The 21,452-nt window shown below is 62.5% G+C and carries 20 protein-coding genes; 16 read left to right on the plus strand and 4 right to left on the minus strand.

All coding sequences use genetic code 11. The features are described from left to right. The first annotated feature begins 38 nt into the window (after positions 1-38). The 7 genes from KYT97_RS22415 to KYT97_RS22445 are packed head-to-tail and all read left to right on the plus strand — an operon-like array spanning position 39 to position 8,356. Positions 39-1,196, plus strand: a complete 1,158-nt coding sequence (locus KYT97_RS22415; RefSeq protein ID WP_172935953.1) for an HpcH/HpaI aldolase/citrate lyase family protein — start codon at positions 39-41, stop codon at positions 1,194-1,196. After that, positions 1,193-2,476, plus strand: coding sequence for a phosphoribosyltransferase family protein (locus KYT97_RS22420; RefSeq protein WP_219110698.1), 1,284 nt, complete (start codon positions 1,193-1,195; stop codon positions 2,474-2,476). The genes KYT97_RS22415 and KYT97_RS22420 overlap by 4 nt, the downstream gene beginning before the upstream one ends. Continuing rightward, entirely contained in the window at positions 2,473-3,582 is a 1,110-nt protein-coding gene (locus KYT97_RS22425) for a cysteine protease StiP family protein (RefSeq protein ID WP_092806011.1), read from the plus strand. The genes KYT97_RS22420 and KYT97_RS22425 overlap by 4 nt, the downstream gene beginning before the upstream one ends. Beyond that, complete coding sequence (locus KYT97_RS22430; protein ID WP_033236304.1) at positions 3,579-4,466, plus strand: haloacid dehalogenase; 888 nt, start codon at positions 3,579-3,581, stop codon at positions 4,464-4,466. The genes KYT97_RS22425 and KYT97_RS22430 overlap by 4 nt, the downstream gene beginning before the upstream one ends. A 28-nt stretch (positions 4,467-4,494) precedes the next feature. Further along, positions 4,495-5,820: a TerD family protein gene (locus tag KYT97_RS22435; protein ID WP_092806013.1), complete on the plus strand. Its 1,326-nt coding sequence runs from the start codon at positions 4,495-4,497 to the stop codon at positions 5,818-5,820. Positions 5,821-5,863: 43 nt separating this feature from the next. Then, positions 5,864-6,766 (plus strand): SGNH/GDSL hydrolase family protein, encoded by a 903-nt coding sequence (locus KYT97_RS22440; protein WP_219110699.1) that lies wholly within the window; start codon positions 5,864-5,866, stop codon positions 6,764-6,766. A 9-nt stretch (positions 6,767-6,775) separates the two neighbouring features. Then, on the plus strand, positions 6,776-8,356 hold the full coding sequence (locus tag KYT97_RS22445; RefSeq protein WP_245005901.1) for a TerD family protein: 1,581 nt from the start codon (positions 6,776-6,778) through the stop codon (positions 8,354-8,356). Between the two features lie 5 nt (positions 8,357-8,361). Here KYT97_RS22445 and KYT97_RS22450 read toward each other — a convergent pair whose 3' ends face one another. Beyond that, complete coding sequence (locus KYT97_RS22450; protein ID WP_033236308.1) at positions 8,362-8,625, minus strand: helix-turn-helix transcriptional regulator; 264 nt, start codon at positions 8,623-8,625, stop codon at positions 8,362-8,364. A gap of 159 nt (positions 8,626-8,784) precedes the next feature. Between KYT97_RS22450 and KYT97_RS22455 the strand changes: the two genes are divergently transcribed. Continuing rightward, a complete protein-coding gene (locus KYT97_RS22455) occupies positions 8,785-9,240 on the plus strand; it encodes a tellurite resistance TerB family protein (RefSeq protein ID WP_033236309.1) in 456 nt (151 codons plus the stop codon). Positions 9,241-9,298: 58 nt separating this feature from the next. Here KYT97_RS22455 and KYT97_RS22460 read toward each other — a convergent pair whose 3' ends face one another. Next, positions 9,299-9,820 carry a 2-oxo-4-hydroxy-4-carboxy-5-ureidoimidazoline decarboxylase gene (locus KYT97_RS22460; RefSeq protein ID WP_219110700.1) on the minus strand — a complete coding sequence of 174 codons (522 nt, stop codon included), beginning with the start codon at positions 9,818-9,820 and terminating at the stop codon, positions 9,299-9,301. Positions 9,821-9,970: 150 nt separating this feature from the next. Continuing rightward, complete coding sequence (locus KYT97_RS22465) at positions 9,971-11,926, minus strand: amino acid permease (RefSeq protein ID WP_045068286.1); 1,956 nt, start codon at positions 11,924-11,926, stop codon at positions 9,971-9,973. Between the two features lie 198 nt (positions 11,927-12,124). Between KYT97_RS22465 and KYT97_RS22470 the strand changes: the two genes are divergently transcribed. Both KYT97_RS22470 and KYT97_RS22475 read left to right on the plus strand, forming a co-directional pair. Next, entirely contained in the window at positions 12,125-12,331 is a 207-nt protein-coding gene (locus tag KYT97_RS22470) for a hypothetical protein (protein ID WP_092806021.1), read from the plus strand. Between the two features lie 26 nt (positions 12,332-12,357). Beyond that, entirely contained in the window at positions 12,358-13,188 is an 831-nt protein-coding gene (locus tag KYT97_RS22475) for a crotonase/enoyl-CoA hydratase family protein (RefSeq protein WP_045068288.1), read from the plus strand. A gap of 73 nt (positions 13,189-13,261) precedes the next feature. Here KYT97_RS22475 and KYT97_RS22480 read toward each other — a convergent pair whose 3' ends face one another. After that, positions 13,262-13,753, minus strand: coding sequence for an inorganic diphosphatase (locus tag KYT97_RS22480; RefSeq protein ID WP_033236312.1), 492 nt, complete (start codon positions 13,751-13,753; stop codon positions 13,262-13,264). A 104-nt stretch (positions 13,754-13,857) separates the two neighbouring features. On the opposite strand from KYT97_RS22480, the gene dacB reads away from it, so the two are divergent. From dacB to folE, 6 genes are all read left to right on the plus strand, one after another. Next, a complete protein-coding gene (dacB, locus tag KYT97_RS22485) occupies positions 13,858-15,267 on the plus strand; it encodes a D-alanyl-D-alanine carboxypeptidase/D-alanyl-D-alanine endopeptidase (RefSeq protein ID WP_033236313.1) in 1,410 nt (469 codons plus the stop codon). Further along, positions 15,258-16,328 (plus strand): zinc-dependent metalloprotease, encoded by a 1,071-nt coding sequence (locus KYT97_RS22490; protein ID WP_375129365.1) that lies wholly within the window; start codon positions 15,258-15,260, stop codon positions 16,326-16,328. The genes dacB and KYT97_RS22490 overlap by 10 nt, the downstream gene beginning before the upstream one ends. A 33-nt stretch (positions 16,329-16,361) precedes the next feature. Continuing rightward, the gene (tilS, locus tag KYT97_RS22495; protein WP_219113089.1) at positions 16,362-17,306 is read left to right on the plus strand and encodes a tRNA lysidine(34) synthetase TilS; all 945 of its coding nucleotides are present in this window, start codon (positions 16,362-16,364) and stop codon (positions 17,304-17,306) included. 3 nt (positions 17,307-17,309) lie between these two features. Beyond that, positions 17,310-17,864: a hypoxanthine phosphoribosyltransferase gene (gene hpt / locus KYT97_RS22500; protein ID WP_033236316.1), complete on the plus strand. Its 555-nt coding sequence runs from the start codon at positions 17,310-17,312 to the stop codon at positions 17,862-17,864. Positions 17,865-18,140: 276 nt separating this feature from the next. Then, positions 18,141-20,765 carry an ATP-dependent zinc metalloprotease FtsH gene (gene ftsH, locus KYT97_RS22505; RefSeq protein ID WP_219110701.1) on the plus strand — a complete coding sequence of 875 codons (2,625 nt, stop codon included), beginning with the start codon at positions 18,141-18,143 and terminating at the stop codon, positions 20,763-20,765. A gap of 58 nt (positions 20,766-20,823) precedes the next feature. Then, positions 20,824-21,441 (plus strand): GTP cyclohydrolase I FolE, encoded by a 618-nt coding sequence (gene folE / locus KYT97_RS22510; RefSeq protein WP_033236318.1) that lies wholly within the window; start codon positions 20,824-20,826, stop codon positions 21,439-21,441. Positions 21,442-21,452: the final 11 nt, after the last annotated feature.

Here is a 21,452-nt window from a genome sequence, read left to right on the forward strand (position 1 = left end):
GAAACGTGGAATTGCCATCGGTCATAGAGAGAAGAGACATGCAGCACTTTCAACACCTCGAGGATGATGTGCGGGAGCAATTGTTCCTGCATGCTCCCCGGACCTTCAGCGACTCCGACGAGCGAGACCTGCTGGCGATCGCTTTGGGCGCGACTCTCTACGTTCCCGCCACGCGGGCAGGGTTGGCCGAGATCGTGGAGAAGCGCGCTGGCGAAGGTGTCAGTTCGATGGTTCTCGATCTCGAGGACGCCGTCGCGGACGACGAGGTGGAAACTGCGCGGGCCAATGCCGTGGCCGCGCTCGACAAGATCGCGGCAACGGATGCGGTCGGCATGTTGCTCTTCGTCCGGGTCCGTGAAGTGTCCGACATCGCGGACATTGCACAATCGCTGACCATTGGGCGCGCTGCGCTGACCGGATTTGTCATCCCGAAATTCGGGAGTGAATCCGGCGAGTCATTCCTCGATGCCGTCGCTGACGCGTCGGAAGCGCTCGGAAAGCATCTGTACGCCATGCCCGTCCTCGAATCGCCGGAATTGGTACACCGTGATACCCGCGATCATGAATTGCGCAGTGTCCAGGAGCTTCTGGCTCGTCATCGGGATCGCATTCTCGCGGTTCGCATCGGTGCCACCGACATGTGCAGCACGTTCGGTATCCGCCGTGACCGCGACTTGACGATCTACGACGTGCGTGTAGTTGTCGATGTCATCGCCGACATCGTCAATTACCTTGGCCGAGCCGATGGTTCGGGTTTTGTCATCACCGGGCCGGTGTGGGAGTACTTCGCGGACCACGAGCGTATGTTCCGTCCGATGCTGCGTGCGACGCCGTTCGAGGAGCACGACGCGGTGCGGTTCCGGCAGCACTTGGTGAGCCGCGACCTGGACGGTTTGTTGCGGGAAATCGCTTTGGATCGGGCCAACGGCATTCAAGGTAAGACGGTTATCCACCCGTCGCACGTTGCCGCGGTCAATGCGTTGTCCGCAGTCACCCATGAGGAGTACCACGACGCTCTCGACATTTTGGGCGTCGAGGTGGGTGGGGTGCAGGCGTCCGGCTACCGGAACAAGATGAACGAGATGAAGCCGCACCGCAACTGGGCTAGGCAGACAGCCTTGCGTGCACGTGTTTTCGGCGTGACCAACAAGGGGATCACATTTGTGGAACTGCTGACGGCGTTGGTTGATCGATGACCAGCAGCGTGGGGTCGGTTCCCTGGGCCACAGAAGAATTCGGATTGGATCTTGTACACGGCGACTCCGCTGTCGGACGGACGGTGCCGGAGTTGGTGATTCCCGGACTGCGTCGCAATCCGCGCCGTGCGCACCTGTTGGTGTCGACGGTACTCGGCAAGCACATCCCGACGCCGCCATCGGTCGTCATCGGGGCCGCCGACGATCTGGGTGATCTGGTGCGCGAGCGCCTGGGCGTGGGCGTTGACGTTGTTGTGCTCGGATTTGCCGAAACTGCAACAGGCTTGGGCCATTGTGTTGCTGCTCGCCTGCATGCTCACTGCTACTTGCATTCGACGCGCCGCGACGTACCAGGGGCTACCACGTTGGCCGGGTTCGAGGAGGGGCACTCGCATGCGACAAGTCACCTGATGCAACCGACGTCGGCGGAACTGTTCGAGAACAATTTGCCCCTGGTGTTGGTAGACGACGAAATATCTACCGGTGCTACAGCTATCGATGCCATTCGCGCACTGCACGGCCAGTGCCCGCGCGAGCGGTACGTCGTGGCCTCGCTGGTGGACATGAGAACTGACGAGCATCGCGCGGCCAGTGAGGCTGCCGCGGCGGAATTGGGAGTGGCTATCGATTACGTCAGTCTCGCATCGGGTTCCACTGTTCTGCCGCTCGGTCTGACGGAACGAGTGACGGCGCTGGATGCTCCCACTCTCAATATTGCCGGTACCGATCGCGGTTCGGTCACCAGAGTGGACATTCCGTGGCCGGCGGCAGTGCCGGACGGAGGCCGTCACGGGTTCCTCGACGCGGATTCGGCAGGTTTCGACAGCGCGGTCGAAGCCGCTGTCAGGGTTCTGGATTCGACGGTGGTGCCAGACCGTGCACTGATCGTGGTCGGTCACGAAGAGTTGATGTATCTCCCTCTTCGCATTGCGAGCGGTCTCGAACGCGGCGGCCGCCAGGTGCGGTACCAGACGACCACGCGGTCTCCGGCATACGTCATGGACCATGTTGGCTACCCGCTGCGTCGTGGATTCACCTTTGTCGCACCGGAATCCGGCGAGAACGAGCCGCGCTTTCTGTACAACGCGCAGTGGCCGGACGAGGCCGTCGACGCACTTGTCGTGCTGATCGTGGACGAACCTGCCGACACCGATCGCCTGATGGCGTCCGGCGGTGTCGTGGAGGCACTGAGAAATGCCGGGACCGATGTTGTCGTGGCAACGGTGCGCGGCGCGGACCCGTCGATGTTGCGGGATTCGAGAGAAGGTGAAGGCACATGACGGCGCCTCTGGTCGGACCGGAGTTCGGTTCGTATGCACCCGACGAAGTGACGTGGTTGCTCAAGGATCTGTCTCACGTGGACCTCGAAGCGGATGTTGCGCTGCGGGAGAAGCGTATTCAGTCGGGTGAAGCACATTATGCCGAATCCCTTCCCATCGAGTACCAGCCCGATGCGGCGTATCGCGAACTGTTCGAAACCGTGTTGTCGGAGAGTGCGCCCAGGTTGGCGCGTGCGGTCGGAACGGTCACAGACCTGGTGCTGGCCGAGCGCGGCTCCGACGTCGTATTGGTCTCGCTGGCCCGCGCGGGTACTCCGGTGGGAATTTTGATGCGTCGGTGGGCGCAGCACGTCCACGGATTGACCTTGCCGCACTACGCCGTGTCGATTGTGCGGGGTAAAGGCATCGATTCTGTCGCGCTCGATTATCTTGCGCGCCATCATGATGCGTCGAACATCGTCTTTGTCGACGGCTGGACGGGCAAGGGTGCTATTGCCCGGGAACTCGAGGCCGCTCTCGCCGAATATCATGCGGCGGGCGGCGCCGAATTCAATCCGGACCTCGCTGTTCTCGCGGATCCCGGATACTGCGTTCGGACCTACGGCACCCGAGACGATTTCCTGATCGCGTCGGCGTGCCTCAATTCGACTGTGTCCGGTCTGGTCTCACGGACGGTTCTCAACGACACCCTCATCGGACCCGGGGACTTTCACGGCGCGAAGTTCTACGCCGATCTGGCCGATGTCGATGTGTCCAACCGTCTACTCGACGTCGTCTCGGCGGAATTCGACAACGTACGGAGCGATGTCGCGGATTCACTTGCCGCTGTGCGCGATTCGGATCGGACACCGACCTGGGCCGGCTGGGAATCGGTGGAGAAGGTGCAGGCGGAATACGGGATTTCGACCGTGAACTTCGTGAAACCGGGTGTCGGCGAGACCACCCGCGTGCTGCTTCGCCGACTGCCGTGGAAGGTACTCGTACGTCGGAGGGCCGCGCCCGAACACGCACACATCCGGCTGCTGGCCGAAGCTCGCGGCGTCCCGGTCGAGGAAGTACCCGATCTTGCGTACTCCTGCGTCGGATTGATCAAGGACATCACATGAGTGCGTCACCGGTACTGGTTGCGACCGATCTGGATCGCACGATGATCTATTCGAAAAACGCGATCGGCGGGGATCCCACCGGCACCGATCTGACCTCGGCACAGCACTACGTGTGCGTCGAGTACTACGACGGCGGTCCGCTGTCTCACATGAGCACCGAGACCATCGATCAGCTCCGGGCGCTCAGCGCGGCAACGCCGGTGATTCCCACAACCACCCGGACTATCGCGCAGTTCCAGCGCATCGACCTGCCGGGCGCTCCGTGGAAATACGCGATCACGAGCAACGGCGGCAACATCCTGGTGGACGGAAAGCCCGATCTCCGCTGGCGCAGCGAGATCGACCGATCGACCCGCACTGCCGGGATGGAGCTGGCGCACGTTCACAGTGAACTGGAAACCCGCATCGACGTCAGCTGGGTCAGTTCCATGCGGGTGGCAGACGAGCTGTTCCCGTACTTGGTAGTGGACTTGTCGACCATCCCGGCCGATTTCGAAGCGGACTGGAGTGCCTGGTGCACCTCACGCGGATGGAACGTCTCGCGACAAGGCCGGAAGATCTACACGATGCCGGACGCGGTCTCGAAATCTCGAGCACTCGCCGAGGTGCGAGCCCGCCTCGTCGACGCGGGCGAACTCACGCCGGACGCCACTGTCCTGTCGGCCGGAGACGGTGCACTCGATGCGGACATGCTCGAATATGCGGACTTCGCGATCCGGCCCCGGCACGGTGAGCTGGAAGAACTCAACTGGCAACGGCCGACCGTTACTGTGACAGAAGGATCCGGTATCGCGGCGAGTGCGGAGATTGTGCGTTGGTTCTCCGCCCATGTTGCCGCGATGACGGTCGGAACACCGCAAGAGTCCGAGCAGCTCTCTAAGTAATGCACGCTCTGAAATGAAGGAGATGTAGTTGTCTGTATCGCTTGCCAAAGGTCAGAACGGTCCGTTGGATGTGCCGGAGGTGATTGTCTCAGTGCAGTTGGCCGCCGCCGCTGACCTCTCCGCACTGCTCGTGGCCGGCAACGGCAAAGTGCGCTCCGACGCGGACTTCGTCTTCTTCAATCAGCCCACCGGGCCAGGCGTGCAGTTGGTTCCCAACCCGGGTGGCATCGCGTCGCTCAAGGTTTCGCTGGCCGGTGTGCCTGCCGACATCGAGCAGGTTCGTGCGGTGATCACTCTCGACGACACTTCCTCGAATTTCGGGCGCACCGCGGCGCCGACGGCTCGGGTATCGGATGCCTCCGGAAACGTGCTGTACGAGTACGTGATCGACGGGCTGTCCAGCGAGTCCATCGTCATCGCGCTCGAGGTGTACCGCCGTCAGGGCGCGTGGAAGGTCCGCGCCGTCGGGCAGGGCTATGCCGGTGGATTTGCAGCGTTGGTGACGGATCACGGTGTCTCCGTCGACGACGCACCAGCACCCGCTGCCCAGGCCGCACCCCCGCAACCGGCCTACAGCCCGCCGCCGCAGCAGCAGCCGGTGTACAACCAGCCTCCCCAGCAGCAGCCGGCCTACAACCAGCCGCCGCAGCAGCAGCCGGTCTACAACCAGCCGCCGCAGCAGCAGCCCTCGTACAACGCGCCGCCGGCCCCGCCCGCGCCGCCGGTGTACAACCAGCCTCCTGCCGCACCGGCTGAGGTGAGCCTGGTGAAGGGTCGCCCCGTCAGCCTCACCAAGGGGCAGAAGGTCACGCTCCGCAAGGAGGGCGGCGTTGCACTCACTCTGATCCAGATGGGGTTGGGCTGGGACCCGATCAAGAAGAGCGGCATGTTCGGCAGCCGCACGGCCAATGTCGACCTCGATGCGTCGGCGCTCCTGTACGCCGACGGCAATCTGGTCGACGTCTGCTACTACGGACAGCTCACGTCGAAGGACGGGTCGGTGCGTCACATGGGTGACAACCTGACCGGCGACGGTGATGGTGACGACGAAGTGATGACGGTCGATCTCCAACGCGTGCCTGCGCACGTCAACGCGGTGATCTTCACGGTTACGTCGTACCGCGGGCACACTTTCGAGCAGGTGCAGAATGCGTTCTGCCGTTTGGTCGACAGCACGACCAACTCCGAATTGGCTCGGTACACGATGCAGGGCGGTATGGCGTTCACCGGAATGGTGATGGCAAAGGTGTACCGGCAGAACGGTGAATGGAAGCTGCAGGCGATCGGCGAGGGCATCCAGGCAAAGCACGCCGGCGAAGCCGCACCACAGCTGGGCCGTTTCCTGATGGCGTAGTGAGTGAAATTCGGTTGGGGTGTGAAAGGGCTTGGCTCGGTAGATGATTAATCGTGGGATTCGGTTCGGTTCAGTTGCGGCCACCGTGGTGGGACTGGTTCTGACGTTGGCGGGTGCCGGCGCCGCACACGCGTCGGTTCCCGTGGACTCCGGAGAGAACGCAGGCATCAAGTACACCGCTCTCGGAGACTCCCGGGCGTCGGGACCGCGCTTGGAACCGATGTACCCCGACGGGTGCTCGCGGTCGTACGAGAACTTTGCGGGCAAGATATCGCGCGAACTCGGAACCTCGGAGTTCGCGGACGTGTCATGCAGTGCTGCTCGTAGCGAGAACATCATCTCCACACCCCAACTGATTCCGACGCAGTGGCCGGTCCAATTGGATGCAGTACACCCGGACACGAATCTGATCACCCTCTCGGTCGGTGGCAACGACTCGAACACCCTGATCGTGGGGGCACTGTGTGTTGCTCCCGCACCGGGCGTCGATCGCGGATGTCGCAACGATCCGCTCACCGAGTCCCTTGCGCAGTCCGGCATCGATCAGGCTGCCGATTCGCTCGACAAGACTCTGGCTGCGCTGACGCAGCGGGCTCCGCAGGCGCGGATCTACATGGTCGGAGCAGGCGGGATGATCGGTGCCAGGGCGTGCTGGCCCAATGTTCCGTTCTCGGACGGTGACGCGGCGTGGTTCATGAACTACTACGCGCGTTTCAACACACAATTTGCCGCGATCGCCGGCCGGTACGGCGTTCACGTCATCGACATCGCCACGGACGCGGTAGCGGGTGGACACGACGCCTGTGCTGCGCCGGAGCAGCGGTGGTTCGAGGGCATGTTCTCGGAGTCGACGGCGCAACGACTGCACTTCACAGCGAGCGGAATGACCGAAGTTGCAGGCCGAATTGTGGCAGATCTGCGAGCGAACCCCATCGGCGTGGCATAGTTCTCGGCTGTGACTGTGGAGTTCGTTCCTGGACAGAATGCGCCGCTGCAAACATCCGTCGTGACGTTTCGTGCGTCCAGCCAGACGCCGTTCGACGTGTCTGCGATGGTGGCGGATACGCGCCTGCAGGCCCTGTCGTCCGACGCTTTTGTCTTCTACAACCAGCCGTCGACGGCCGGTGTGCAGCTGACAGGCGACGTCGTCCGGGTCGATCTCGATCGTCTTCACCCCGATGCGGCAGCGGTGCTGTGCATCGTGAGCGTCGATCCGAGTGCCGCCACAGCCGGGGCCTTTCGGGTTGCCGGTTTGTCTGCGCGGCTGAGCGATGAATCCGGTTCGGTACTCGGCGAATTCGACATTCCCACCGCAGGTTCGGAGACCGCAGTCATCTGCTGGGAGCTGTACCGGCGAAACGGCGCGTGGAAGGTTCGAGCAGTCGGACAAGGCTATGCGGGCGGTTTGGCCGAACTCATCGGCGTTCACGGAGTCGAGGTAGACGACGCGCCGGCAAACGCGGGAAGCCCTACTGCGCCGGTGCGCGACGATCAGGTTGTGGAGCCCGTCGAAGAGGGCCGCGCACTCGAACGTATGTGGATGATCTTCGAAGACGCATCGAGGTCGGCGGCGTCGCTGATATCGAGCAGCGAATACGCGATGACGAGGTTGGACGAGGAACTGTCGGTAGCGGTAGCTGACGCGAGCACCCGCAACTCGCCGGCCGGTATTGCCGCCCGTGAAGCTGCGCAGAAGCGTCACGACGAACTGGTGGCGACAGCCCGCGAGAGCCATACGCGAGATTCCGCGCAATTGGCCCATGAGCTGACCGTCGTGGATTCGGTGATTCCGCGGGCGATGGCGTCCTGGGAATCACCGGTATGGGCGGCGGGTTCGGCGAGGGAATCTCTGACGTCGAGTGATGGTGTGCGACTTGGCATGTTGTCCGCACCTGACCGAAGTTCACTGAGTGTGCCCTACTGCATGCCGCTCCCACTGCCACGGCCGATCTGGGTGGACAGCACCTCCGGGGCAGCGGCGGTCGCTGTGGTCAGTGCGTTGACGCTGCGAATCATGGCTGCCGGGCCGATGCCATTGCTTGACGTCGTCGATCTGACCGGGTCGTACACGTTGCTGACGGATCGTTTGTCCGCGCAGTTGGCCGGGCCGGTAATTCGCACGCATCAGGAGATTTCTGCGCGGTTGACGGAGTTGGCCCAAGCTGTGGATTTCGCGGGGCTGGCAAGAAACAGCGGCCAGGAGTTCGCGATGTCTCACGACGCCGGCCCGAGCACTCCACGACTACTGATACTCGGCGACTTCCCGCATGGGTATTCGGCGCAGGACGCCGAGGCGATCATGTTTCTCGCCGAGCACGGACCGATGATCGGATTGTCGATACTGCTTGTCGGAGATGACGAGTCGAGTTCGACCGAGGAGAGCATCGTGGCCTTGGCACATGGGTGCCGCCACGTTCCGGCGGCCGGTGAGATCGACGTCCACGATCCGTGGACGGGCTCGCACTGGGTCTTGGTCCCGGACACCCTCAATCCGGCCACGCAACCGCAACTCTTTGCCGCGTTCGACAAACTCTGACTCGATCAGAGTTCGTCGAGCGTAATAATCCCGTCCTGCAATGCACGTGCAAGCAGGCTCATCTTCGTGGGGGCTCGCCGACCGACGGCCGCGTATTTCCCTCGAATTCGCATCAGATGTGTGTTGATTGTCCCGATCGAGATGAGCAGCTGCGCGGACACGACGGTCTTACTGTCGGATTTGAGCCAGTGCCGGAGCACTTCGATTTCGCGGCTGGAGAGACCGGGATCGCGTGGCGGCGCAGCGGGTTGTTCGGGCGACCCGGTCACGGAAGTGCTCCTCGATCTTGACTGATTGCAGGGCCGCAAGCATATAAGAACCTACCGGAAGGTTTTAATTGCAGGGGTGGATGGCAAAATTCGGGGCTCCCAGGCAAAGTGGTTGGTACGACTACGCGCGGTGCGTGGCGGCTCTACCCGAGGAGACTCATGGCATTCTGGGATCAGCTGAAGGCTAAGGCTCAGGAAATGAACAGCCAGCTCAAGACCAAGACGAGCCAGTTCCAGAACAAGGAGTTCAAGAACGCAAGTATGGCGATGTGCGCGTTGATCGCGGCCGCAGACGGCTCGATCGACCCGGCGGAGCGTCAGAAGACGTCGGCATTGATCATGAGCAACGAGTCGCTGGCGGTCTTCCCGCCGGCAGAGTTGAGTCAGCAGTTCGATTGGTACTGCAGCAAGCTGACGTCGGACTTCGAGTTCGGAAAGCTAGAGGCAACCGCGGCAATTTCCAAGCTCAAGTCCAAGCAGGATCAGGCTCGCGCGGTCATTCAGATCGGCATCATCATCGGCGGCGCCGACGGCAACTTCGATCAGCATGAGCGCGCAGTAGTGCGGGACATGTGTTTTGCGGTCGGAATTGCTCCCTCGGAATTCGATCTCTGATAGTTCTCTTGCAGAAAGCGGGTGCGGTGCCACTGGCACCGCACCCGCTTTTGTCTCGTCAGTACTCCGGGTAACCGTCCTCGGGGCCGAGCATGCGCTCGATCCTGGTACATGTGATCTTTGCCAACTCGTCGACGCAGATCTTGCGTTCCACGGATGCCGGATTAGTCAGGCGGACGCGGATGTTCTCGAGGAGGTCCTGGGCATCGTGCCCGTGTGAGCACCAGATGTATCGGAACCCGAAGGTCGACTCGTATTCCTCACCGGCTCGGCGGATGGTGGCCATCAGCGACTCGTCGGAATCCCAGATCGCGCATTGTTCGAGGTGGGATGGCACACTTTGGGCGCGGACGCCGACGGGCGGATGGCAGTGCAGGGCATTTTCGACATCTGCGTCGGACAGGTTGAGCAGTGCGTTCTCCGCTCGGGCCAGGATCTCCGCGTAACTGGCAAACGGGCGACCGTCGCTGACCCATCCAGCCCACGTCATCGAGCAACAGCATTCGTACAGCGCATGGATTGCCTTCGGGCGGGGCAGTTCGTTGAAGCGTTCCAACCCGATCGACTGATGTAGCAGCATGTGCCCTCCCGGTCGGTTCCTGAGGCAGTGTTGGGCGTCCTGCCACGGGTTAGCCAGATGTGCGATCACCATCGATGATCCGACGTTTACCTGCGAATGGGAAGGTTTGCCAGCTCGAATTTTCAGGTTCTTAACACGTGGGAAATCCGTTCAACCGACGTGAACATGGGGCCGGCGGGAGCGTCGACGTTCGGCGCGGCGCAGCACTTCGCGGGTTACCGGAGCGGTTTCGCCTTCGCCGATGAACAGGAAACGAAGCAGGTTGGTCAGAGGATTTCCCTCGGACCATTCGAAGTAGACATCCGGGATCACGCCAGTGAGATCGCGAGCCTTCAGGAGAACGGCTGCGATGGTGTTCGGCACTGCCGGACTGTCCACTCGCAGGACGCGGTGTCTGCCGCGGCGTCGGCCGTGGACAACAAGATCGGTGCTGAAATCGGAGGAGTCGGTGACATTGACTTCCATGAAGATGATCGATTCACCTCGGGGGATGTTGCTGTGCACTCGTTGCTGGAGTTCCTTGACTCGGTACTCCTTTTCGCTGAGGTGGGCGGCGTCGTGCGCGACAATTGCGAGATAGCCCCGGTGCGTGGCTTCGTTGATGAATTGCACAGCGGTGTCGTCGAATTCGACGGATTTAGCGCGCAGCTCGAACGCGCGTGTCACCCTCGACAGGAGGGATACGACCATGATCGCAGCGATGAAGAACGATGCAACTTTCACCCCGTCCGGTCGTTCGATGATATTGGCGATGGTTGTGTAGACAAAGAGAGCTGCAACAAAACTGAAGGCTACGAACAGTTTTCGATTTCCACGTCTGCGCACGGACAGGGTGACTGCCACCGCCGCGGAGGAGATGAGAACCAACACGCCGGTTGCGTACGCGGAACTCTGGGCGTCGACGCTTGCATCGAAGTAGAACGTCACGGTGATCGCGATGACGCTGAACACGAGCACGAGTGGGCGGACCGCGCGAGCCCACGACGGGGCCATTCCGTACCGGGGGAGATATCGGGGAACAAGATTGAGGAGACCGGCCATCGCGGAGGCGCCGGCAAACCACAGGATGAGGATCGTGCTGAGGTCGTAGACGGTGCCGAATATCTGCCCGAGATAGTCGTGAGCAAGAAATGCCAAGGCGCGCCCATTTGCAGCGCCACCCGGCTGAAACTCGTTCTCCGGGATGAGAATTGTTGTCACCAGGCTCGACGTCAGCAAGAACCCACTCATGATCAAGGCGGCCGCGGTGAGTAGATGTTTAGTGCCGCGGATACGGCCCTCCGGTTGCGCTTCGGTGTCGCGTGGCCCGCCTTCGATCTGCGGCATCACGGCAACACCGGTCTCGAAACCCGAAAGGCCCAGAGCAAGTTTCGGGAATACGATCAGAGCGATCAGGATCATCATCGCGGGATTGCCGTGTTCCGTCGACATGGCTCGGGTCCAATCGGTGACCAATGCGGGCGCGCTCACTATGTGCCACAGGCTCACGCCGATCACCACGAGATTCAGCGTCAGGTACACCGCGACGAGTCCGACCGCGATGCCGATGGCCTCGGTGAAACCGCGAAGGAACACCGCTGACAGCAGTGCCAGGAGAACCAGCGTGATGACAACGGTCTGTCCGGAGAGAAATGTTGGCGCAAAAGGATTTTCGACGAGGTGGGCGGTTGCATCCGCAGCCGAGAGCGTCATCGTGATCATGAAGTCCGTTGCGGCAAATCCCAGTAGCACCAAGACGAATATCTTGCCGCGCCACTTCGGAAGCAGACGTTCGAGCATGGCAATCGAACCTTCGCCGTGCGGACTTTCCCGCGCCACGCGTCGGTAGACGGGTAGTGCGCCGAACAGGGTGAGAAGGATGAGCACAACCGTTGCCAGCGGGGCCAAGGTGCCGGCTGCGAGGGCGGCGATCCCAGGTTGGTACCCGAGCGTCGAGAAGTAATCGACCCCGGTCAGGCACATGACTTTCCACCACGGGTGGCGATGTTCCTGCTTTGACGTGATGCGGTGTGGACCCAGGTGTCCGCCGGGTTCTTCGGTGATGTCTGCGAGCATCCACGACCTCAGCCGACGTCTAGGAGTGTTCGGTTCGGCGGTCGTCGCCATAGTGATCGCTCCTCGTGCGCAGGCTCGATCAACCGGGTACCCGTTTTCCGGTTCTCAGCATTTCCGGTTCTCAGCGGATTCGCAGGAATCTCGAGCTGAATTCTTCGGGAAGCGGGTCTACATTGAAGTAGTCGAACTTCGCCGCAGGCTTGACTTTTGGAACCTGCGACGAGAATGCGGAGTCGAGAGGATCGTGTAATGGCTACCACTGTGGAGACCAGGAATCCGAGAAGTTCGAGCGTGCGGACCGTCCCGCTGGCTCAGTACATCGAAGAGCACCCGACGGTGCGGGTTTTTCCTCCGACGAGCGAACGCGCCGCGCGGATCGCGATGCAGACGATGTGGGCGCTGATTGCAGTGTCGCTTGTGATCTTGGTGCTGGATGAGGCCGGGCTCTTCGGCTGATCGCAACTCGAGGTTACTCTTGAGTAATGAGCGAACAGAAGAGCTGGAATGCGTTCACCGTAGAGCGCGAAGACCACATTGCCCAGGTCACGTTGATCGGCCCGGGCAAGGGCAATGCGATGGGCCCGGATTTCTGGAGTGAACTTCCCGAGATCTTTGCGGACCTCGACACCGATCCCGATGTGCGCGCCGTCGTCATCGCCGGTTCCGGCAAGCACTTCTCGTTCGGTCTTGATCTGCCGGCGATGAGCGGTGAATTCGGTGCTGTCCTCGCGGACAAGGCTCAGGCCGGTCCGCGAACCAAGTTCCACGACATGATCAAGCGCATGCAGTCCGGCATCAATGCAGTCGCGGATTGCCGCAAGCCGGTGATTGCCGCAGTTCAGGGTTGGTGCATCGGCGGCGGCGTCGACCTCATCACGGCAGCAGACATTCGCTACGCAAGCGTCGACGCCAAGTTCAGCATCCGTGAGGTCAAGGTCGCCATCGTTGCGGACATGGGCAGCCTCGCCCGTCTGCCCGCGATCATCGGCGACGGACACCTGCGCGAACTCGCGTTGACCGGCAAGGACATCGATGCTGCGCGCGCCGAGAAGATCGGCCTCGTCAACGACGTGTTCGACGACGCAGACGCCGTGCTTGCCGCAGCCCGCGCAACTGCCCAGGAAATTGCGCTCAACCCGCCGCTCGTCGTCCACGGCATCAAGGACGTGCTCGATCACTCGCGCAGCGCGAGCGTCGACGACAGCCTGCGCTACGTCGCAGCCTGGAACGCGGCGTTCCTGCCGTCGCAGGACCTGACGGAAGCCATCACCTCGGTCTTCCAGAAGCGCCCGCCGGTCTTCACCGGGGAGTAGACAAACGGGGAGTAGGCAAACGAAAATCCCCGCGCACCGGAAGGTGAGCGGGGATTTTTTGTGCGCAGATCTTTCAGTGACCGCCGTTGGCAGCGAGACGCTTGATCGAAGCCTCGACCTCGGCCTCTGCCTCGGCGCGGCCGACCCAGTTTGCAGCCTCGACGTGCTTGTTCGGCTCCAAGTCCTTGTAGTGGACGAAGAAGTGCTTGATCGCGTCAAGCTCGAACTGCGAAATGTCGCTGAGGTCCTGGATGTGATCCCAACGCGGATCACCTGCAGGAACGCACAGGACCTTGTCGTCTCCGCCGGCTTCGTCGACCATTTTGAACATGGCAACGGGACGAGCTTCGACGATTACGCCGGGGTACACCGACTCGGGCAGCAGAACCATGGCGTCCAGAGGATCGCCGTCCTCGCCGAGGGTGTTCTCGATGTATCCGTAGTCAGCCGGGTAGCCGAAGGCGGTGTAGAGGTAACGGTCCAGCTTGACGCGGCCGGTCACGTGGTCGACCTCGTACTTGTTGCGCTGACCCTTGGGGATCTCGATGGTGACGTCGAACTCCACGCCGATTCCTCGCTGTCGTGTCGGTAATGATTCGTCCGGAAGGATATCGGGTCAAGGATAAGGTTGGCTGACCACCCAGCAGGGCGAGCACAGACGGAGGGGCGTTGGCGGGCCAGGGAAAGAAAAAGATCGGCTCGTTGGAAGAGCGCAAACGACGCACAGTGCGCATTCTGCTGGCGGTGTGTGTGGTCGCGGTAGTCGCGATCGCAGCAGTGCTGGTTGTCGCACTGGGAACTTCCGAAGAACCCACGCAGAACGCGATTGTCACGACATCGCCACAACCGAGCCCGGTGACGCCGTCGCCGCAGGTAGTTCCTGTTCCGGCAGACGCGCCGATACCGTCGGAGGCTGGAATTGCCGCGGCTATCGGACCGGCTGTCGCGAACCCCGACCTGGGGAAATTCACCGGCGTTGTCGCTGATGCGCTCACCGGGCAGGTTCTGTGGAGCGCCGACCCGTCGACGCCCATGACACCGGCATCCACCACCAAAGTGCTGACCGCAGCTGCTGCGCTGCTGGCATTGCCGCTCGATCATCGACTGTCGACGACAGTGGTCCAGGGTGCTGCGCCGGGGCAGTTGGTGCTGGTCGGTGGCGGTGACCCGACATTGACCGCAACGCCGAAGGGGCAGAGCGGGTACTACGCAAACGCTGCGCATATTGCCGATCTTGTCGATCAGATCAAAGCGTCGGGAACGCCGGTGGACAGCATCGTCGTCGACAGCGGTCTGTTCAAAGGTGACACCATGGCGCAGGGATGGTTCCCGGCCGATATCGCTGCGGGATACATCACACCCATCGAATCGGTGATGATCGAGGGCGGTCGATTCGACGGCTCCATGGACGAATCACCGCGTTCGGAAACTCCCGCATTGGACGCGGGGAAGGTTCTGGCACAGGCGCTGGGCGTCGACGTGGCCAAAGTCTCGGCAGGAACTGCGCCCGCCGGCGCCAAGGCGATCGCGAGCGTGCAGTCCGCACCGCTCAGTGACCGTCTGATCCAGATGATGGAACATTCCGACAACGTGCTCGCCGAGACCATCGGGCGCGAGGTGGCGATTGCGTCAGGCACCGAAGCGTCGTTCGCTGGGGCAGTGGAGGGAACCGCCAAGACTCTGCGCGCCGCCGGCTTCGATTACACCGGTGTGACGCTGTTCGACTCGAGTGGACTCTCCGTCGACGATCTCATTCCCGCGGAGGTTCTCGATCGAGTGATGACCGCCGCAGCGGGAGACGGCGACCCGAAGCTGCGGCCGTTGCTCGACTATCTGCCTGTTGCCGGTGGAACCGGCAGCTTGTCCGACCGATACGCGTCGGGCAATCGGACCGGCGCAGGCTGGGTGCGTGCCAAGACGGGAACTCTGTCGACGGCTAGTGCGTTGTCAGGTTTTGTGGTGGATCAAAACGGACGAGTGCTCACCTTTGCGCTCATGTCCAACGATCGGCCACCGGAAGTCAGCCGTCCGGCTTTGGACGCCATCGCCGGAGCATTGAGGAATTGCGGGTGCCAATAGTGGCAGCAGAGAACGACTCGACAACTCTGGGTGGAGCGGTCGACTGGAGTCTCGCGACCAAAGCCGGCATCAAATTGGCTCGCGGTGGTCCGGCCATGTCGCGCTACACCGCCGAAACCGCAACCGCGGAGCTGGCTGACGCGTCGAAGCGCGCCGAACTGCCGGTGCGCGATGTCACCGGTCTGGCCGACGGCCTGCCCGTCCCGGCAGCGGAGGTTCTCGACCGAGCCGGCTGGATCACTGCGGCGTCGCGGTCGATGGCCCATCTCACCGGCGCCGATCCGGACGGCAACGGAAATCTGCTGGTCGGCAAACCCGCGGGATTGCAGGCAGGTGCGATGCTCGCCTACCTGTCGTCGGCGATTCTCGGGCAGTACGACCCCTTCACCGGCGAAAACGGCACACTGCTTCTGGTCACGCCGAACATCGTGTCCGTCGAGCGTTCGCTCCGACTCAACCCGAGTGATTTCCGGCTATGGGTCTGCCTCCACGAAGTGACGCACCGCGTGCAGTTCTCGTCGTCACCGTGGTTGGCGGATTACATGAAGGAATCCGTCGAAACATTGAGCGCGAGCGTCGACGAGTCGATGACGGATGTCGTTGGGCGTCTCACCGCCGAACTGCGGTCCAGGAAGAACCCTGCAGCCGACGGTGACGACGCCACCCCCGGCGGAATCATCGGGCTGCTGCGTGCGTCGCAGGCGGAGCCGCAACGCGAAGCACTTGATCGCATGCTGGTTCTCGGCACTCTGCTCGAAGGTCACGCCGACCACGTGATGGATGCAGTCGGGCCTGCCGTTGTGCCGTCCGTCGCCACGATTCGCGCCGCCTTCGACAAGCGTCGGCAACGCAAGTCCAATCCGGTCCAGCGCATCATCAAGATGCTGCTCGGCATGGACGCCAAGATGGCGCAGTACGTCCGAGGCAAGGCGTTTGTCGACGCCGTGGTTCTCAAAGTCGGGATGGAGCAGTTCAACACCATCTGGACCGGCCCGGAAACATTGCCGTTGCTCGACGAGATCGACCATCCCGACGCGTGGGTGACACGCGTGCTCGGTTAGACGGTGCTGCCTGAAACTGCGTCACTGCTGGAAATGCGGCTGGCGCTGCGGGGGTGGCTGCGTCGCTACCACTCTCACGGCCGGGTGTGTGTGGCGCTGTCCGGTGGTGCTGATTCCTTGGCGCTCACTGCCGCTGCGGTGGCCGAAGCGGAGTCGGTGGACGCGCTGATCGTCGACCATCGTCTGCAGGAGGGCTCGGACGTCGTCGCTCGCGCCGCCGCTGATCAGGCACTGGCTCTGGGAGTTCGCTCGGCGCGGGTACTCACTGTCGACGTCCACGGCAACGGCAGCCTGGAGGCCGCCGCCCGTGATGCGCGCTACGAGGCACTGGACGGCAGCCGGGGAGATGCACCGGTTCTGCTCGGACACACCCTCGACGACCAGGCCGAAACGGTTCTTCTCGGACTCGCCCGCGGATCCGGTGGTCGATCCATTCAGGGAATGCAGGCCTTCGACGATCCGTGGGGCCGGCCGCTGCTCGGCGTGCGACGCGGCGTGACCCGAGCCGCGTGTGAGGACCTGTCGATCACGCCGTGGGAGGACCCGCACAACACCAACGACGAGTTCACGAGGGTTCGATTGCGGCACGAGGCCTTGCCGCTACTCGAAGAAATTCTTGCGGGCGGAGTTGCCGAAGCACTGGCCCGCACTGCCACACAATTACGTGAGGACGGGCAGGTTCTCGACGCGCTTGCCGGCGCCGTACTGCTTCGCGTTGTTGTCGACGGGGAAGTGGAAGTGGACACACTTGCCGAATCCGCCGGCGCGATCCGACGGCGCGTTCTCCGGAGCTGGCTTCTCGGCAGTGGTGCAAAAGCGTTGACGGACAAGCAGTTACGAGCCGTCGATGCATTGATTGCCGATTGGCGGGGGCAAGGTGGTGTCGCGATCGGTGGCGGAACCCCGGAGTCGAGGTTGGTGGTGGTTCGTCGACGTGGCAGGCTGACCGTCGGATTCGAAGACCGACGAAGGGTTTGACGCGTGTACGAGGGTGACATCGCATCGGTACTGATTACCGAGGAACAGATTCGTCAGCGAACGGCCGAACTCGCGGAGGAGATCGCGGCGCGTTACCCCGTCGGTGCACCCGAGGGTGACCTGCTCCTGATCGGTGTTCTCAAAGGCGCAGTCTTCTTCATGACGGACTTTGCCCGGGCTCTCCCGATTCCGTCTCAGATGGAGTTCATGGCCGTCAGCTCTTACGGGTCCTCGACCTCGTCTTCGGGCGTCGTCCGCATTCTCAAGGACCTCGACAAGGACATCGCCGGCCGTCACGTGCTGATCGTCGAGGACATCATCGACTCCGGTCTCACGCTTTCCTGGCTGATGCGCAACCTCAAGACCCGGAACCCCGCGTCGCTCGAGGTCGTCACGCTGCTCCGCAAGCCCGACGCCGTGAAGATCGACGTCGACGTTCGTGACGTGGGCTTCGACATTCCCAACGAATTTGTCGTCGGTTACGGACTCGACTACGCCGAGCGTTACCGCGATCTGCCCTACATCGGATTGCTGGATCCCGAGGTCTACGGCGGCTGAACTCGCTGCCTCGCGTGAGGTAGGAGTGTGTGTTCGCTCGCTGAGCAGGACGTTGGAGTGCGTGTTCGCTTACAGGGAACTATGCGCTGTGGTTGCTCGGGAACCTCGTGGTCCTGGTCGTCGTTGAAATTGCAGACGATCGTTTCGATCGACCTCGACGGCTGCTGACGGGCACAGACAGGACCGACCACGGTAACCTGCAGGTGTCCGGTTGACAGCCGGCGGCGACCGGCAGACCCGCACTCCCGAAAGGACCGGCCACATCGGCCGACCTGTATGAACCGTAAGACTGTGTTCCGTAACGTGCTACTCGTAGCCGTCGTGCTGATGGTGATCTACGCCTTCAGCTACTTCGGTAACGACACCCGTGGCTTCAAGACCGTCGATACGTCGGTCGCGATCTCCCAGATAGACGCCAAAAACGTCACGTCTGCGCAGATCGACGACCGTGAGCAGCAGGTTCGCCTGTGGCTCAAGGAAGGTAACGACGCGACTGGTGGCCAGACGCAGATCTTGGCGAAGTACCCCGAGAGTGCGTCCCAGCAGATCTTCCAGGACATCGAGGGTGCCGGGCTCGAGAAGTTCAACACCACCGTCACCACTCAGAGTTGGCTGACGTCGATTCTGTTGTTCGTCCTGCCGATGATCATTCTGTTCGGCATCTTCTTCTTCGTCATGAACCGCATGCAGGGCGGCGGGGGACGCGGCGGTGTGATGGGCTTCGGTAAGTCGAAGGCCAAGCAGCTGTCCAAGGACATGCCCAAGACCACGTTCGCCGATGTCGCCGGTGCGGACGAAGCTGTCGAAGAGCTGTACGAAATCAAGGACTTCCTCCAGAACCCGACGCGCTACCAGGCCCTCGGTGCCAAGATCCCGCGCGGTGTCCTGCTGTACGGGCCTCCCGGTACCGGTAAGACGCTCCTCGCTCGCGCTGTTGCAGGCGAAGCCGGTGTCCCGTTCTTCACCATCTCCGGTTCCGATTTTGTCGAGATGTTTGTCGGTGTCGGCGCGTCGCGTGTTCGTGACATGTTCGAGCAGGCCAAGCAGAACAGCCCTTGCATCATCTTTGTCGACGAGATCGACGCCGTCGGTCGTCAGCGTGGCGCAGGCCTCGGCGGCGGGCACGACGAACGTGAACAGACTCTTAACCAGTTGCTCGTCGAGATGGACGGTTTCGGTGACCGCACCGGCATCATCCTGATCGCCGCAACCAACCGCCCAGACATTCTCGACCCGGCTCTGCTCCGTCCGGGCCGCTTCGACCGCCAGATTCCCGTCGGTGCCCCCGACCTCGCCGGCCGACGCGCCATCCTGCGTGTTCATTCGCAGGGCAAGCCGATCGATCCCAACGCAGACCTCGAGGGTCTCGCCAAGCGGACCGTCGGTATGTCGGGCGCTGATCTGGCCAACGTCATCAACGAGGCCGCACTACTCACGGCGCGCGAGAACGGCACCGTCATCACGGAAGCCGCACTGGAGGAATCCGTCGACCGCGTTGTCGGTGGACCGCGTCGCAAGAGCCGCATCATCAGCGAGCACGAGAAGAAGATCACCGCGTACCACGAGGGTGGACACACACTCGCGGCGTGGGCGATGCCCGACATCGAGCCTGTCTACAAGGTCACCATTCTCGCTCGCGGTCGCACCGGCGGCCACGCGATGACGGTGCCAGAGGACGACAAGGGTTTGATGACGCGCTCCGAGATGATCGCTCGCCTCGTGATGGCGATGGGTGGACGCGCCGCGGAGGAATTGGTCTTCCACGAGCCCACTACCGGAGCGTCGTCGGATATCGACATGGCCACCAAGATCGCTCGCGCGATGGTCACCGAATACGGCATGAGCGCCAAGCTCGGTGCAGTCCGCTACGGGCAGGAGGGCGGCGATCCGTTCCTCGGCCGTTCGATGGGCGTGCAGTCCGACTACTCGCATGAGATCGCCCGTGAGATCGACGAGGAGGTGCGCAACCTCATCGAGGCCGCGCACACCGAAGCGTGGGCAATTCTCAGCGAGTACCGTGACGCCCTCGACCTCATTGCCAGCGAACTGCTCGAGCGTGAGACGTTGACCCGCAAGGATCTCGAGAAGATTCTTGCCGGCGTCGAAAAGCGTCCGCGCATCACGGCGTTCAATGATTTCGGTGGCCGCACGCCGTCGGATCGTCCGCCGGTCAAGACGCCTCGCGAATTGGCGATCGAGCGTGGCGAGACGTGGCCGGAGCCGGCTCCGGCGCCCGTGCTCGTGAAGTCGGGTGCGCCCGCTGCCTCGAGCATCGGCGGTTCCAACGGCTACGCACAGCCCAATGCTCCGCAGCAGCAGCCTGCGGCCCCCCAGCAACCCGCACCTGCGCCGGGTACTCCCGACTACGGAGCACCGGCCGGTTGGTCGGCTCCGGGTTGGCCGCCGCGCGAGAACGAGACGCAGGCGTACCCCGGCCAGCAGACCGGCGGATACCAGGGCACGCCCAACCAGGGCGCTCCTAACCAGGCACAGCCTGCGCCGGGCCAGTACGGTCAGCCGGCACCGGGTCAGTACAGCCAGCCGGCACCCGGTCAGTACAGCCAGCCAGCACCCGGTCAGTACGGTCAGCCGCAGAGCCATCCGGGTGAGCAGGCCTATGGTCAGCAGAATTCGGGCCAGCAGCAGAATTCGGGCCAGCAGTACCAGGGCCAGCCTCAGTACCCGACCCAGCATTACACGGGTCAACAGGGTCAACCGAGCTACCCGGTGCAGTACCCGGACGGTGGGCCGTTTGCCGATCCGAACCGTGGAAATGCCGGTGGAAACACGGGCGTCGAGGGTCAGGATCAGTGGCTGGCGCCGGAGTCGGATCCCAACGCCGCGTCGAGCGACGACGGACCGAGCACCATGCGCTGGGACGGACCGGACGGATCTCGCTGACCAACCGCCGTTAGGCTCATGCGGCGGGGTATGAAACAAACTCTCGAGGAGCGTTCGGTTGTCGGTGAATGAAGTGGTCAGTGAACTGGTATCGGTTGAAACAGGGCGGCCGTTCGATCAGGCCCGTGCAGAAGCAGCGGTTCGTGAACTGTTGATCGCGGTGGGCGAGGATCCGGACCGTCCCGGTTTGCTCGATACACCCGCACGGGTGGCTCGGTCGTACAAGGAGATCTTTGCCGGGCTGTACTCCGAACCGGATCAGGCGCTGAACACCACGTTCGACGAAGGACACCAGGAACTGGTGCTCGTGCGAGACATTCCGATGTACTCGACCTGCGAACATCACCTGGTCTCGTTCCACGGAGTGGCACATGTCGGCTATATCCCGGGTAAATCCGGCAAGGTCACCGGCCTGTCCAAGTTGGCGCGAGTTGTCGATCTGTACGCAAAGCGGCCGCAGGTCCAAGAACGGCTGACAAGCCAGATCGCCGATGCGTTGATGCGCAAGCTCGATCCGCGCGGTGCCATCGTGGTCATCGAGGCCGAGCATCTGTGCATGGCGATGCGTGGTATCCGCAAGCCCGGTGCGAACACGACGACGTCGGCTGTTCGTGGGCTCCTGCAGTCCAGCGCGGCCTCGCGTTCCGAGGCTCTGGACCTCATTCTTCGTAAGTGAGCGCAGTGAAC

The sequence above is a fragment of the Rhodococcus globerulus genome, assembly GCF_019334125.1.
GTDB classification, from domain to species: domain Bacteria; phylum Actinomycetota; class Actinomycetes; order Mycobacteriales; family Mycobacteriaceae; genus Rhodococcus_F; species Rhodococcus_F globerula.